Annotated in this window: 15 protein-coding genes; 4 read left to right on the top strand and 11 right to left on the bottom strand. The window is 39.4% G+C overall.

The genetic code is table 11. The features are described from left to right. Positions 1 to 278 precede the first annotated feature (278 nt). From BUF11_RS00075 to BUF11_RS00060, 4 genes are read left to right on the top strand one after another with little or no spacing between them, the layout of a single operon-like run. On the top strand, positions 279 to 1,211 hold the full coding sequence (locus BUF11_RS00075) for a metal ABC transporter solute-binding protein, Zn/Mn family (RefSeq protein ID WP_073586788.1): 933 nt from the start codon (positions 279 to 281) through the stop codon (positions 1,209 to 1,211). Between the two features lie 29 nt (positions 1,212 to 1,240). Continuing rightward, positions 1,241 to 1,999: a metal ABC transporter ATP-binding protein gene (locus BUF11_RS00070; RefSeq protein ID WP_073586787.1), complete on the top strand. Its 759-nt coding sequence runs from the start codon at positions 1,241 to 1,243 to the stop codon at positions 1,997 to 1,999. A gap of 15 nt (positions 2,000 to 2,014) precedes the next feature. Further along, positions 2,015 to 2,938 (top strand): metal ABC transporter permease, encoded by a 924-nt coding sequence (locus tag BUF11_RS00065; RefSeq protein ID WP_073586786.1) that lies wholly within the window; start codon positions 2,015 to 2,017, stop codon positions 2,936 to 2,938. Beyond that, complete coding sequence (locus BUF11_RS00060) at positions 2,922 to 4,040, top strand: metal ABC transporter permease (RefSeq protein WP_073586785.1); 1,119 nt, start codon at positions 2,922 to 2,924, stop codon at positions 4,038 to 4,040. The genes BUF11_RS00065 and BUF11_RS00060 overlap by 17 nt, the downstream gene beginning before the upstream one ends. A 119-nt stretch (positions 4,041 to 4,159) precedes the next feature. On the opposite strand, the gene BUF11_RS00055 is transcribed toward BUF11_RS00060, so the two are convergent. The 11 genes from BUF11_RS00055 to BUF11_RS24625 all read right to left on the bottom strand — a co-directional run bounded on the left by BUF11_RS00055 (position 4,160) and on the right by BUF11_RS24625 (position 13,456). Beyond that, positions 4,160 to 4,816: a nitroreductase family protein gene (locus BUF11_RS00055; RefSeq protein WP_073586784.1), complete on the bottom strand. Its 657-nt coding sequence runs from the start codon at positions 4,814 to 4,816 to the stop codon at positions 4,160 to 4,162. A 146-nt stretch (positions 4,817 to 4,962) separates the two neighbouring features. Continuing rightward, positions 4,963 to 5,883 carry an AraC family transcriptional regulator gene (locus BUF11_RS00050; RefSeq protein WP_073586783.1) on the bottom strand — a complete coding sequence of 307 codons (921 nt, stop codon included), beginning with the start codon at positions 5,881 to 5,883 and terminating at the stop codon, positions 4,963 to 4,965. 15 nt (positions 5,884 to 5,898) lie between these two features. Next, positions 5,899 to 7,596 carry a glycoside hydrolase family 66 protein gene (locus tag BUF11_RS00045; protein ID WP_073586782.1) on the bottom strand — a complete coding sequence of 566 codons (1,698 nt, stop codon included), beginning with the start codon at positions 7,594 to 7,596 and terminating at the stop codon, positions 5,899 to 5,901. 24 nt (positions 7,597 to 7,620) lie between these two features. Next, entirely contained in the window at positions 7,621 to 8,505 is an 885-nt protein-coding gene (locus tag BUF11_RS00040; protein WP_073586781.1) for a carbohydrate ABC transporter permease, read from the bottom strand. Further along, positions 8,502 to 9,437 carry a carbohydrate ABC transporter permease gene (locus BUF11_RS00035; protein WP_084558375.1) on the bottom strand — a complete coding sequence of 312 codons (936 nt, stop codon included), beginning with the start codon at positions 9,435 to 9,437 and terminating at the stop codon, positions 8,502 to 8,504. Before BUF11_RS00035 ends, BUF11_RS00040 begins: the two co-directional genes overlap by 4 nt. 68 nt (positions 9,438 to 9,505) lie before the next feature. Then, a complete protein-coding gene (locus tag BUF11_RS00030) occupies positions 9,506 to 10,819 on the bottom strand; it encodes an extracellular solute-binding protein (RefSeq protein WP_073586779.1) in 1,314 nt (437 codons plus the stop codon). 217 nt (positions 10,820 to 11,036) lie between these two features. Next, positions 11,037 to 11,438, bottom strand: a complete 402-nt coding sequence (locus tag BUF11_RS00025) for a MerR family transcriptional regulator (RefSeq protein ID WP_073587828.1) — start codon at positions 11,436 to 11,438, stop codon at positions 11,037 to 11,039. A gap of 76 nt (positions 11,439 to 11,514) precedes the next feature. Next, positions 11,515 to 11,985 carry a flavodoxin gene (locus BUF11_RS00020; protein ID WP_073586778.1) on the bottom strand — a complete coding sequence of 157 codons (471 nt, stop codon included), beginning with the start codon at positions 11,983 to 11,985 and terminating at the stop codon, positions 11,515 to 11,517. Positions 11,986 to 12,015: 30 nt separating this feature from the next. After that, positions 12,016 to 13,182: an iron-containing alcohol dehydrogenase gene (locus BUF11_RS00015; protein WP_073586777.1), complete on the bottom strand. Its 1,167-nt coding sequence runs from the start codon at positions 13,180 to 13,182 to the stop codon at positions 12,016 to 12,018. Next, the gene (locus BUF11_RS24190) at positions 13,179 to 13,319 is read right to left on the bottom strand and encodes a hypothetical protein (protein WP_175561956.1); all 141 of its coding nucleotides are present in this window, start codon (positions 13,317 to 13,319) and stop codon (positions 13,179 to 13,181) included. The genes BUF11_RS00015 and BUF11_RS24190 overlap by 4 nt, the downstream gene beginning before the upstream one ends. A 2-nt stretch (positions 13,320 to 13,321) precedes the next feature. Next, positions 13,322 to 13,456, bottom strand: a complete 135-nt coding sequence (locus BUF11_RS24625) for a carboxymuconolactone decarboxylase family protein (RefSeq protein WP_242952285.1) — start codon at positions 13,454 to 13,456, stop codon at positions 13,322 to 13,324. Positions 13,457 to 13,837: the final 381 nt, after the last annotated feature.

The raw sequence follows: 13,837 nt of genomic DNA, 5'->3' as shown, positions 1-13,837 counted from the left end.
TTAACAACGTTTAGTACCGCTACATAATAACGCAGAGTGGCCTGACTGCCAATAAGGTATTTTTATTTTTTAATTGATATTGATAATCACTTGCATTTTATATAATTTAGGTTTATAATTAAAATTAATTTAGGCATGCCTAAATTATGAACTTTTGATCAGCTGGGACGCAATAAACCTCTGCTGACTATTAAACCCTATAAAGGGTTCAGATTAACACAAGAGAATATGTAATTTAAGACTTATGTTTATATCAGTTTAATGAATGGAGGATTTTCATGATTAGAAATTTTAAAATTTTATTCAGTTTAAGTATTATAGCAGTCTTATTCTTAACCAGCTGCCAAAAAACCGAACCGAAAGAAACTGCGGATACTTTAAACATTGTAGCAACCACTACCATGCTGGCTGATCTTTCAGGAATTATCGGCGGAGAACATGTCACGGTAAACGGACTTATGGGGCCCGGTATTGATCCCCATCTATATCAGGCAAGTGCCGGAGATGTTACATTGATGCAAAACGCAGATGTTGTTGTGTACAACGGCCTGCATTTGGAAGGCAAAATGGGAGAAATCTTTGAATCCCTCACGGACCGAGGCCGTACCGTAATATGCATAGAAGACGGACTTAATGAAGAGGATCTGTTATCCTGGGAGAATGATACTTCCATACACGATCCCCATATCTGGTTTGACGTTTCTCTCTGGAAGGACGCTGCGAAGACCGTGGCCGATAAATTATCTGCAGCTGATCCGCCCCATGGGGAGGATTACGCCAATAACCTTGAGGAGTATCTGGTAGAATTGGATGATCTGGACACCTACATCAAAGATAAGGTTAATGAAATCCCTAAGGAACAAAGGGTCCTGATAACAGCCCACGATGCCTTTAATTATTTCGGCAGAGCTTACGGTTTTGAAGTAAAAGGATTACAGGGTATCAGTACCGATGCCGAAGCTGGGACTGCTGATGTCAGCAGTTTAGCCGGTTTTATTACCGAACGCAAAATAAAAGCAATATTCGTGGAATCTTCCGTACCGCCTAAAACTATTGAAGCCTTACAGGCTGCAGTCAAGGCAAAGGGTTTTGATGTCAGTATAGGAGGAGAACTTTACTCCGATTCCTTAGGCGGTAAAGACTCTGGTGCCGAAACCTACATTCTGACCGTAAGAGCTAATATTGATACTATTGTAAAAGCTTTAAAATAAAGTTCACAATATAAAGGAGGGTTATGCATATGGAATTAAACAAATCAGATTATGCCGTTCAAATAGAGGATTTAACCGTTGCTTATGATGCAAAACCGGTTCTATGGGATATTGATTTAGATATTCCCCGGGGTAAATTAATGGCAGTCATAGGTCCCAACGGAGCCGGTAAAACTACACTATTAAAAGCTATGCTGGGACTTTTAGTTCCGGTATCGGGAACAGTACGTTTCTTCCAGGAAACAGACAACAGTCTTCGTAAATTAAAGAATAAGGTCGCCTATGTTCCCCAAAGCGGCAGCGTAGACTGGGATTTCCCCGCAACTGTACTGGATATTGTACTTATGGGGTGTTATGGCAGGCTGGGATTCATAAAACGCCCCGGTAAAATAGACAGGGAGGCAGCGATGCAAAGTTTACGAAAAGTCGGCATGGAGGATTACGCTTCACGTCAAATCAGCCAGTTGTCCGGCGGTCAGCAGCAAAGAGTCTTTTTGGCAAGAGCCTTAATGCAGACTGCCGATATCTACTTTATGGATGAACCCTTTAAAGGCGTCGATGTCCAGACGGAAAAAGCTATTGTAATATTATTAAAAGAACTAAAGGAATCCGGTAAAACCGTAGTGGTGGTACATCATGATTTACAGACCGTTCCGGAATATTTTGACTGGGTCACTCTGATCAATATCAAAGTAATTGCCAGCGGACCGGTGGAAGAAGTTTTCCACGAACAGAACCTGAAAAAGGCTTACCGCAGTACCTGTAACTTATTAAAGAGTGTGGTTTAGGGAGGAAGGATTCTTATGGAAAATCTTATTTATCTGCTAAAAGACTATACCTTTCAGACAGTCGCCCTGGGTTCTGCCATCCTGGGATTAATCAGCGGTGTTTTAGGAAGCTTTGCCGTGCTTCGCAAACAGAGCCTTCTTGGGGACGGAGTATCCCATGCGGCACTTCCCGGGGTCGTAATGGCATTTGTACTGACCGGTTCCAAGGATACAGAGGTACTTCTTCTCGGAGCATTGCTTTCAGGGCTTATTGCCACTTTATTCATAATCAGTATTGTAAAGCACACACGGATTAAATTTGACAGCGCCCTTGCCCTCGTCATGTCGGTATTTTTTGGAGCCGGTCTTGTGCTCCTGACCTATGTGCAGAAGATTCCCAACTCCAATCAGGCGGGATTAAAGCGGTTTATCTTCGGGCAGGCATCCACCTTACTGCAAAAAGATGTTTATTTTATGGTAATCTGCGGTGTAGTACTGCTTACCCTGATTCTTTTATTCTGGAAAGAATTTAAGCTTTTTATCTTTGATTCGGAATATGCCAGGAGTCTTGGTTTCCCAGCACATAAATTAAACCTGTTATTATCTTTTATGATTGTCATGACAATTATTATCGGGTTGCAGACCGTAGGCGTTATTCTTATGAGTGCTATGTTGATTGCCCCCGCTGTTGCGGCAAGGCAATGGACCAATAAATTTTGGATTATGGCAGTCCTTTCCGCTCTCTTCGGTGGAATATCCGGTATTTTAGGCACGGCCGCCAGTTCCCTTACGGCAAAGCTTCCTACCGGACCTGCCATTGTAGTTTTTATCAGCTGCTTTGTTATATTCAGTGTACTGTTTGCACCGGGAAGAGGTATTCTCCAGAAAGTAATACACAGAAGAAACCTGAAACAGCTTTTACAAAATGAAGGAGGTGAGCCTGATGTCCCCACAATTTGAAATCCAGCTGATTGCTGTAATTGTTGCCGTAGCCTGCTCTCTGCCTGGCGTATTCCTGGTTTTGCGGAAAATGTCAATGATGTCGGACTCCATTACCCACACTATTCTTTTGGGTATTGTCCTTGCCTTTTTCCTGACCCATGATCTATCCTCTCCGTTCCTGATACTTGGTGCCGCCTTAATAGGCCTGGCAACTGTATGGCTTACGGAAACCTTAAACCGGACGAAGCTGCTTTCGGAAGATGCCGCCATCGGTATTGTATTTCCATTTCTATTTTCCATTGCAATTATATTGATAACCAGATATGCCGGCTCCGTCCATCTTGATACGGATTCTGTCCTGCTTGGCGAACTTGCCTTCGCTCCTTTTAACCGTATGGTGGTATTCGGGTACGATATCGGTGCAAAAGCAATTTATAGTACCCTGGCTTTATTAATTATCAACCTTGCATTTATTATCACCTTTTTTAAAGAATTAAAAGTCGTGACCTTTGATCCAATGCTGGCTGCCGTTCTTGGATTCTCTCCCGCTCTTATCCATTATGGACTTATGATGCTTGTCTCCATGACAACAGTAGGCGCTTTTGAAGCAGTCGGTTCCGTACTGGTAGTTGCTTTTATGATTGGCCCGCCTGTTACAGCCTATCTGTTGACGGATAATTTGAAGCATATGCTGATACTTAGTGCAATGATAGGAGCTGTAAATGGTATCCTTGGCTTTTACCTGGCAGTATTCTTTGATGTTTCTATATCCGGCAGCATGGCAGTAATGACAGGGCTTGTATTCTTCATAGTGTTCATAACTGCTCCCCGCAGAGGATTGGTAAGTTCCTTAAAAAGGCGCAGCAGACAGAAATTAGACTTCAGCAAAAAAACACTTCTGTTTCATTTATATAATCATGAAGGAAGTGATGAAGAAGCCCAGGAAGCCGGTGTTCATACATTGGCAAACCATTTTCACTGGGATAAGGCTTTTACAGATAAGATTATCAGGCTGCTGTTAAAGGAAGAAAATATTGTCCTTGAAGCGGAAGTCATTAAGTTAACAGATAAAGGGAGGACCGTGAGCATTTCCGAATACAAGGCTCTGTTTTCAGATTAAAACCTTCAGGCAGAAAAGTGTCAGAACCCCATACAAAGGTTCTGACACTTTTCTATTTGTTGATATCTATAATATTATTAAGGTAAGCACAAGCTTTACCCTGCTTTTTTCTTCCTACGTTAAATTAATCCTCTTCCAGACCCAATTTCAAAATGATACTTCACAATCCCAAGATCAACATTGGAATAAAAACCGCCTGTTTTCTTTGCACTGACTGTATCATTCTTCAAGGAAATCATAAACTTCTGCTGATTCATTGCGGTAGGTGCAAGTACTGCAGCTTCCATCCCTCTTTTGAACCAGTCAGGCATATCCCCTTCAAAATCACATAATTCCCTGATATCTTTACTTTTATGAGAAATCCCTTGTGTTTTTCCATAGCCAAGAGAAAGAACACACACCATTTTTTCTCCCTTGTTTATCTTTACCCTGCACTTTCTTTTACTGAATGTCATAGCCACCCAACAGGTATCCAACCCTAACTGCTGTGCTTTTAATACAATTCGTTCACCATAATATCCAATCGTTTCATCCAGCTTTTTTCCCTTTGTTCCTATCAGTGCTATATAATTTTGAACTCCATCAAACTTTCCATAGTGTGCCATCATTCCGCTGAAAGCATCTTTTTCATCCGTAACAAGCTGAATGTGAAGTCCGGCTTCCTGATTACAGATTTCAATTTCTTTCTTTAGTTCTTCAATGATATCTCCTGGTATTTTCCTATCCAGATACTGCCTGACCGAATGTCTCACTTCCATTGCTTTTATAATATCCAACTTTCTTCCTCCATAGAATTATAGCTTTAACCGTTTAAACAATTATACCATTAATAGAAATAAAATGTTCAATGGTTAAGAAAGTCAAGACCATTAAAATATTTGTCAATCTCTTTCTTCTTATTGATGTTTACTCAGCAAAACTGTCACTGATTTATCGTTTTACTTTTCATAGTTTCATAATATTGGGTAGGTGTTATTCCGCAATATTTTTTAAAGATTTTAGAAAAATAATACTGGTCCTCAATTCCGGTAAGATACGCAATTTCATTAAAGTTAAGATTCGTTGTACTGATTAATTCTTTGGCATGGTTAATTCTTATTGAGTTTAAATATTGAAATATCGTATGCCCGGTTTGTTCCGAGAACACCCGATTAATATAATCGAAATTCACTTCATACAGTTCTTCAATCTGATTACTGGAGATTTTATTCATATAATTACTGTTTAAATAATTTAATATTCCATCCACCTTCAGAATGGATTTTTTTATTGCCGTGCCCGCAGTATGTGTTACATTATTCAGAACGAATTCATGGGCGATTTTCATTAAAAACCGGTGAAATTCTACCGATGACAGACGTTTATAGTGTTCTTCTCTTCGGTTATAAATGCTGACAGCAATATTCAAAACACCTTTGTAATCCTGATAATCTGCTATGCTGTCACTCTTATTTATTATTGCATAAGGATCGGTTGGGTCCGACTCATCTAAATTATAGCTAAGAAGTGAGGTCTTCCTCTTTTCGATAATGCCGGTAATTGCCTGTTCTTCTGATTTGGGGTCAACCCTATTAAGGTCTGGATGTTTAAAATGCACATAATAGTAACTGCAGGGAGCTTCCTTATACCCCTTATGGCATAAATCCGGTTCCAGAAGGAAATAATCGCCTTTCTTTAAATGGTACTGGATTTTATTCTCCTCCAGATACATCTCGCCCTCCCGAATAAAATATAAGATAAATTCATTCGAGATTCTTTCAAAATGTATCCAAGGATTGATATAATTAATTTTCCCTATCATTCTTACCTTAGGCAAGATATCCGTATTATATGAAAATAACATCCATATCCTCCACTCTTATGAAAGTTCTATCCATATCATGTTCCATAATTCCAATTTAGGTACTGTAATAATTACGTGCTGACCATTTGATTTTTGCTCCAGCCGATATTCCAATCTAATCGGCGTACAGGTTCCATCATCCGGTGATGCCATAAAAGCGCCCTTGATATCCGTATCTAACAGTATATTAACCTGTATCCCGGATACTGCTTCCGGCCGCTTGGTTTTCGGCTGGTTCCACAAATCATTTATCTGGGTTAGATTAATCATCTGAATCGTCAGATACTTCCTGGCTTCTCGGATGATAGTCCAAATCTTGCCTTCTCTGCCGCTGGAAGTAAACTGAATGTTGCTGTCATTAAGCGAAGTAAAAATAATATCCTCGTTAATTCCATTTGCAGCCGTCATTGATATATCCATAGCATCCTTGTCATATAAGAGTTTACCATATCGAACCGCAAAGTCACAATAGGATCTTACTTTTGGAATGAATTCATCTCTTAATTTCGAATAGTTTACATAGTAGCTGTCACTAAGTACAGAATTCGTTTCCCCAAATACTAATTGATATCCTCCTGAAGCCTGAATCACCGCATTGGTTAATAACAAGGAATATTCCGCAGCCAAGATTTCCTCCTCTGTCTTCGCCTCTGTGAAGGGCTTCATATAAGCTGCCAGAATTACCTGCCTGGCTCCAAGATACTTTGCCTCACGAATTAGTGTATATAAATGATGGTACGTAACATGGGGAGCCCAAACTTCAATGTAAGTCGCATCCTGCTCCGAAGCCGCCACACATTCAACCGGCCAGTTATTTACTGCGTTAAATATCACTCCGGCTTTGTCATCAATCTCTTTCACTGCCTGCTTTGCAAGTTTTATCATCCCGGGAAATGTTTCCGCTAATGATACTCTTTCCTGCCTGTCATTGTATACATATTTCGGGAAACCGTAGGTGTCCATATGGATTCCCTGAAAGCCTAAACGTTTTACCGAATCAGCATACTGCTCTATAATATAGTTACACCAGGACGCATCATTAGAGGTATCCATGAAAACAAGCCAATCAGCAAAACTTAGGACCTCCCTATCTTTTTTATACAAAGCCCAGGAGGGGTGCTTTGCATATGCTTCTTTACTTGCCGCGTATACGGCACCATAGGCAAAGGGGCGAATTCCGTGCTGTTTACAAAGATTTATCTTATTTCTGATTGTCTGCAACGATATTTTTCTTCCTAACGGCTCGAGGTATTCTTCTTCCTCAGCGACCAGTTTATCATGACGGTACATCCAGTCATAAAACTGTAATGCATTCAGATGGAGCTTCACTGCATAGTTAATATCAGAGGCATCCTCCTTATCCTGCTCTGAAAAATCCGTAAGAAAACCATACCGGATTACGGAATCGTAAGTTTCCACTACATCACAAGCGGTATGTACTTGAATAGTATAATCGGCATAGATAACTTTTACATCCACTCCATAATTACCAACAGGCAGCTCACATGACATTTTATATGCGATAGCGCCTGCCATCAGTTCTGATGTTCTTACCGTTTTTCTAAATAAAATCCGGTCTAGTTCTGATACTGTGAATTCTACTTCTATTATATTTTCCCGATTCTCTGCCTCCAGTAGGATACCTACCAATTCACCCTCTAAATATTGGGCTTTATCAGGAAAGCAATCTACATATGCTAAATGTTCCTTCATAACTTGTTCCTCCGCTTATGCTGTTTATTGTTTCACTGAGCCTTCAGAAAGCCCACCGATTACTGTTTTCCTTTGGAACAGGATGAACAAAATAATAACAGGGATCTGTATTAAAATCGAAGCTGCAAATACCCATTCCCATCTGGTGGCATGCTCTCCGTTCAATCTTTGTAAGAGCATTGGAAGTGTAATCATAGCTTCATTTGCACCAAGCAGTATTTTCGCTGTAAAATATTCTTCCCATATTCCCTGTAATGCAAAAATTGTCATCGTTCCGATCGCAGGTTTTGATAATGGCAGCATAATTCTTGTAAAAATAGTCATATGTGTGCCGCCGTCCATAATAACCGATTCAGATAATGCATCTGGCAAGCCGCGAAAGAAATTGCGTAAGAAAAAAGTATGTCCGCATATACCGGTAGCAACATAAATCAGTATTAATCCCGGTCTTGTTCCTACAAGACCCTCCTTAAGACCCGGAAACGGAAGCTTTATAGCACCCAGTGTAATAAATTGCGGAATGATGTTCAAAAAACCGGGTACCATCAGAGTTAAGAGATAAATTTTAAAAAGTACCTCCCTGCCCGGAAACTTAATACGTGCAAAGCCATATGCCGATAAAGTTGCAACCAGTAATTCAATCGCTACGGTAAGTACTGTGTTAATTACACTGTTTCGAAAAGCAACTGTGAAAATATCCAAGCCTAAAATATACCGGTATGCATCAAAAATAATCTGTTTCGGAAAAATTCTTGGCGGAAACGGAAGCGAAAAGCTAAACTTTTCAAAAGAGTTTGATATCATGAACAAATAAGGTACGGAAAATATCGCTAACGCAAATAATAAGAAAATCCATAGGATGCCCTGCCCGACACGTTCTGTAGCTTTTTTGCCTTTAAATTTTCTCATACGGTTTCCTCCTTATCCACTGTATCCAATTTCAATCCCCGGTTTAAGATAACCGTTAGTATGATGATGGTAATTGCTGTCATAAGACCGATGGCAGATGCTTCACCAAATTTAAACTGATTAAATGCCTTATCATACAACAGGTATTGGAGCACTGAGGTTGTACCGTTTGGCTTACCCGAGGTTAAGAGCATGACCTGGATAAATACGTTGAAGGATCCAATCACCATATTTACAAGAACAAAATACGTAGTTGGTTTTACCATTGGAATCACAATTCTTTTAAATCTTTGCCAGGAGGATGCGCCGTCCAGGGAAGCCGCCTCATAAAGATCCTTTGAAATTCCCTGGAGTGCTGCGGTATAAATTAACATAGCCCAACCGGTATTTTTCCAGATACCCATAATCCAGATTGCCGTATTACCCGTCCACTCTCTAAGCAGCCATGGTATATAATTCTTCGTCAGATGCAGTACATCTACAATTACATAATTAATCAAGCCCCGGTTACTGCTATTAAACAAATATTGAAATACTAAACCGACGATAACCCAGGAGGTAATAACCGGGAGATAGAAACCCACCTTGAATATTGTTTTCCCTTTACTTAAGTTGTTAATCAGATACGCAAAGAACATACCCAAAAAGATAATGCAGGGTGTTGTAACAAATGCATATAAGAAATTGTTACGGATAGCATACCAAAAGCTGCTATTCTTAGCGGTAAGAACAGAGATAAAATTCTCAAACCCTATCCACGTTATCTCTCTCTTTACAATCTGATAATCAGAGAAAGCAATTCTAAAGGTAAACAACATGGGATACAGGACAAATATGCAAACCAGCACTAATCCCGGAGTGATAAAAGGAAGCGCTGCTAAAATTCCCTTCCTGTACTTTTTCCATTTCCTCTTTTTAATGTCATATGGCATAATCTCACCCTTTCATAAAACATGCCACAACCCTTTCGTTAAATCAGGTTGTGGCACCCCACATCCATCTATTGTGCTAATAATTCATCAATCTGAGCTGCAGCACTCTCAAGCTCGCTCTTTACATCGGCTTTGTTTACAAAAATATTAGTCATTGCATTACTCCAGACTGCCCCGATTTCATCATGGTTTGGTGAAGGAATCCTGGCACCCGCTGTCTCTACTTGCTTCATGTAAACTGACCATACCGGATTACCGGTAACCTTCTCATTCGTTACTAAGCTCTTTAATACCGGAAGCTGTCCAACATCCAGCATTGCTAACTGTACTTCCTCCGAAGTCATGAATTTCAGAAATTCATAAGCGGCATCCTGGTGTTTGGAGCTATTAAACATTACGATATTCTCACCTCCTACAACTGAAGCACTTTTGCCGTTATAAGCAGGAATCAGAGCAGCTTGAATACCCTGCGCAAGATTATCCTCATAGGAGCCAAAAAACCACGGACCTTCAAAAAACATTGCATATTCACCGGTCTTAATACCATCCCATGCATCAGCTGTTCCATCAACCTCTTTGATTGTCAGAATTTTTTTCTTGTTTAATTCAACTAACTTATTGATAGCATCAATACTTGCCTGACTGTCTAAATAACCGCTTGCTTTCTTAAATTCAGGATCAGTTAAAGTACCGCCAAACAGCCAGAAATAAGGATAGAAGTCCCAATCTCCAACGCCGGAAACACTAATTAAAGGAGTTTTTGATTTTTCAGCTGCTGATAAAAATTCCTCGAATGTAGCCGGAACCTGATTTAATCCAATCGATGCAAGGGTATTCATATTCACTACCGCAGCCTTGCAGTTGGTATCAAGCGGTAATCCATAATAACTGCCGTTGTATAAATTGGTTGATAATGGACCATCAAGGAAATTTGCCTTGTTCGCGTCAAAACCATCAAAATTATTCAAAGCAACAAGTCCGCCCTGATTGGCATAAGATGCTGTGTTAACAATATCAATTCTTGCTATGTCCGGAGTCTGTCCGGTACCAAATGCAGTTACAATCATCTGGTGATACTGACTGCTGTCTTGCCTTACAGCATCAATTTTAATGTTTGGATGCTCTTTTTCCCACATAGGAAGAACAACATTTTTAAACTGTGTCTCTTCACCATCACCATAAGTATGCCAAAAGGTTAATGTAATCTGCTCATCCCCATTTGCAGTTGTGTCATTGGCCGCTGTCTCATTTGTAGTTATTTCACTATTATCCCCCGTTGCATTTTCATCAGATGTATCTTTCTTATTGCATCCTACCCCCAATGTAAGAATAAGCATAAGCGACAGAAACATTGATAATAGTTTTGTTATCTTTTTACTCATTTTGCTACCTCCCTAAGTTCAAATGTATTTATGAATTTATTATAAATTCTTTTGCTGATTTAGGTAATATACACAAACTAGATTATTTGTATTTTAACGACTTTTGATACTGCTGCCTTTCGCTTTTGTGTTCTGGTGGTTTGATAAAAAAAGACGTGAAAGTTATTGCTCTCACGTCTCAATTCTAAAACCTCCATTCAATTATCCTGTACTGCAACTACTTTTCAGCTGCTTTTTCTCTCATATCCTGCAGAACTTTCTCTTTTATCATTAACCCCTGCTCATACCGTTCAATTTTTTTATCCAAACGCTCCAGAGATTTCTGTATATCTTCCATTTTTTCTGCCAATTGATTCCGTTGTTCTTTCAGTATGTGTTTTCTAGCGTCAACCGTAGAATCACCCTGACGGAATAATGCAACATATTCTATCAATGCCTCAATCTGTACACCTGCTTTTCTCATACAGCGCATTAGTTCAACCCATCCACAGGACTCTTCATCATAATCACGCATTCCGCTATTGTTTCTTGGTACCGGTGGTATTAAACCAATCCGTTCATAGTATCTTAAAGTATCCGCTGTAATATTGTACTTTTCAGCGACTTCTGTAATTGTCATATTAATAACCATGCCTTTCCTGAATATCCAATCCGTGATTGAATATTCGCTAATTCGTAGTTGGAAAATTTATTTTTCAACCTACTATCCAACTTTCTATAGCTTTTATTGATGTTTTCAATATTTCTTTTGAAAATTCAATGTTCATCCCGCTTACTACTTCCGAATCAGGACACAATTTCTTGATATCCTTAAAGGTATGTCCAAGCCATCCTGCATTTGTGGCAAAAGGGATAATCTTTTTACCGCTTAAATCTGCTTCCGACAGAAATGTAAAGACTGCCGGCGCCATAGTATACCACCATACCGGCGTACCTAGAATGACGGTATCGTATTGGTCAAGCTGCATCTTTAATGACTGAATTGGCGGCTTAAAGCCCGAATTAATTTCTTTCTGGGCCTGATTTACCACCTCATCATAACTTCCTGTATAAGGTGTAACGGTCTCTATCTGAAATACCTCTGCGCCTGTCTTACTCTGAATCATTTCCGCTATTTTTTTTGTATTATTGGTATAGGAATAATATACCACTGCTATTTTGCTCATTTAAACGCTTCTCTCCTATATATTCTTTTCTTACAGACACATCTTAAATATATTAACAATATCCTGCTGATTCAGTGGCTTGAATCCCGGCAATACGCTATCCATGCAGGCTTTCTTTGCCATAATTTCAAAATTCGTCTCATCAATACCAATTTCGGTAAAGGTACTCTGAAGTCCCAGTGTACTAAATAAGAAATCACTTATCATCTCAATACTCTTCTTTGCCACTTCCATGGGGGCTAAATTTTTATCAATGCCAAATACATTGGTTCCAAATTGATAGAACTTGGAAACGGTAGTTTCGTTAAGCGTATATTCCATCCATCTTGGTGTAAGGATTGCAAGTCCGAGCCCATGGGTAATGTCATAGATAGCCGACAGCTCATGCTCCATTGGATGACAGCTCCAGGCCTGACGTTTTCCGCCATTGACAAATCCATTGATTGCCCAGGTAGAAGTCCACATTAAATTTGCACGGGCTTCATAATTATCCGGTTCCTCCAAAGCAACAGGGGCATATTTGATGATGGTCTTCATAAGTCCTTCCATGACACAATCTAACATATATAAATCCTGATCCATATTAAAATATACTTCCAGAATGTGATTCAGCATATCTGCTGCACCACAAGCTGTGTGGAATTTATTCACCGTGTAAGTAGTAGTTGGGTCTAAGAAAGAAACCTTTGGCTGCATTACTGGGAAAACCAGACCGATTTTATCCTTTGTTTCCGGATTGCTGATAACGCCGCCTGCATCCATTTCAGAGCCCGTTGCTGCCAGTGTCAGAACAGTAATTACCGGAAGGCAGTTGTCTACAGGTACCTTCTGAAGCAGGATATCCCATGCATCTCCATCATAATAGGTTGCTGCACCAATGTATTTGGTACAATCCAGTACAGAACCGCCGCCTACTGCAAGAAGAACGTCAATATCTTCTTTCTTACAGATATCAGCGCCTGCATTAACGGAAGCCACTCTCGGATTTGGGTCAATTCCGGATAATTCAAAAAGCTCTAATCCTGCTTTTTGAATCTCCTCAACAATCTTATCATAAAGACCGATTTTCTTAATGGAACCACCGCCATAGGTCATAAGTACCTTTTTACCGTATTTGCTTAATTCAGCACCCAGGTTTCCCAGCTGATTTTCTCCGAAATAAACTCTGGTAGGAATGTCGTATACAAAATTATTCATATTATTTTTTCTCCTTTTTGTTTAATCTTTTTTACGAATTTGTTTTCATTGGCGCTGTACCTTAGGCCAATATTTGGATATTTCTCTAATAATCCATCAATCTTGATTAAATCCTCTGCTGCTACTTTTACATCCATTTTTACGTGGATTGCTTCACATCTTTTATTTCAACCGGAGTGACTCCAAAATTTAAGGCTGCCTTCATCATTGCCTTGTATTCATTCACGCACTTCCTTTCCACTATATTATTATCTATTTTTTTATAGCTTAGCACTTGGAGTGAACTCCAAGTCAAGTGGTATTTAAAAATATCCTGTAAAATAAAAAGGTAACCTTGAATGTAAATCGAAATTCCTATAGACTACAGCGAAGTTTTTTGTAATCACAACCTCTACTTTATTGATTTTACTAGTTAATATTACATTTACTTTTAAATTAATATAGCTATAATAGAACTGTGGACACTGTTTTTAGCTTTTTTTTGCGTACAAAAAGCAGACATCTGGAAAATACTGTGTAAAAGTAAGTTCCACACGATGAATTTACATTTTCATGGACTAATCTCTGCCTGTATCATATTTTCAGCTGATAATTAGTGTTTCAATAAGGATTTCTTTAGCATGATATCATCTGCGGGTACTGGTTTAAGGCCAGC

Source organism: Anaerocolumna xylanovorans DSM 12503 (genome assembly GCF_900143645.1).
Classification (GTDB): domain Bacteria; phylum Bacillota; class Clostridia; order Lachnospirales; family Lachnospiraceae; genus Anaerocolumna; species Anaerocolumna xylanovorans.
Note: the sequence above shows the minus strand (reverse complement) of the source record. Positions and strands in the feature narration are given on the sequence as shown.

Bases quoted from the DNA above. Each gene is read 5' to 3' on its own strand.
- BUF11_RS00020 (WP_073586778.1), bottom strand. From the start codon at position 11,985: ATGAGCAAAATAGCAGTGGTATATTATTCCTATACCAATAATACAAAA.
- BUF11_RS00060 (WP_073586785.1), top strand. From the start codon at position 2,922: ATGTCCCCACAATTTGAAATCCAGCTGATTGCTGTAATTGTTGCCGTA.
- BUF11_RS00025 (WP_073587828.1), bottom strand. From the start codon at position 11,438: ATGACAATTACAGAAGTCGCTGAAAAGTACAATATTACAGCGGATACT.
- BUF11_RS00050 (WP_073586783.1), bottom strand. From the start codon at position 5,883: ATGTTATTTTCATATAATACGGATATCTTGCCTAAGGTAAGAATGATA.
- BUF11_RS00070 (WP_073586787.1), top strand. From the start codon at position 1,241: ATGGAATTAAACAAATCAGATTATGCCGTTCAAATAGAGGATTTAACC.
- BUF11_RS00065 (WP_073586786.1), top strand. From the start codon at position 2,015: ATGGAAAATCTTATTTATCTGCTAAAAGACTATACCTTTCAGACAGTC.
- BUF11_RS24190 (WP_175561956.1), bottom strand. From the start codon at position 13,319: ATGGATGTAAAAGTAGCAGCAGAGGATTTAATCAAGATTGATGGATTA.
- BUF11_RS00075 (WP_073586788.1), top strand. From the start codon at position 279: ATGATTAGAAATTTTAAAATTTTATTCAGTTTAAGTATTATAGCAGTC.
- BUF11_RS00040 (WP_073586781.1), bottom strand. From the start codon at position 8,505: ATGAGAAAATTTAAAGGCAAAAAAGCTACAGAACGTGTCGGGCAGGGC.
- BUF11_RS00035 (WP_084558375.1), bottom strand. From the start codon at position 9,437: ATGCCATATGACATTAAAAAGAGGAAATGGAAAAAGTACAGGAAGGGA.
- BUF11_RS00030 (WP_073586779.1), bottom strand. From the start codon at position 10,819: ATGAGTAAAAAGATAACAAAACTATTATCAATGTTTCTGTCGCTTATG.
- BUF11_RS00015 (WP_073586777.1), bottom strand. From the start codon at position 13,182: ATGAATAATTTTGTATACGACATTCCTACCAGAGTTTATTTCGGAGAA.
- BUF11_RS00045 (WP_073586782.1), bottom strand. From the start codon at position 7,596: ATGAAGGAACATTTAGCATATGTAGATTGCTTTCCTGATAAAGCCCAA.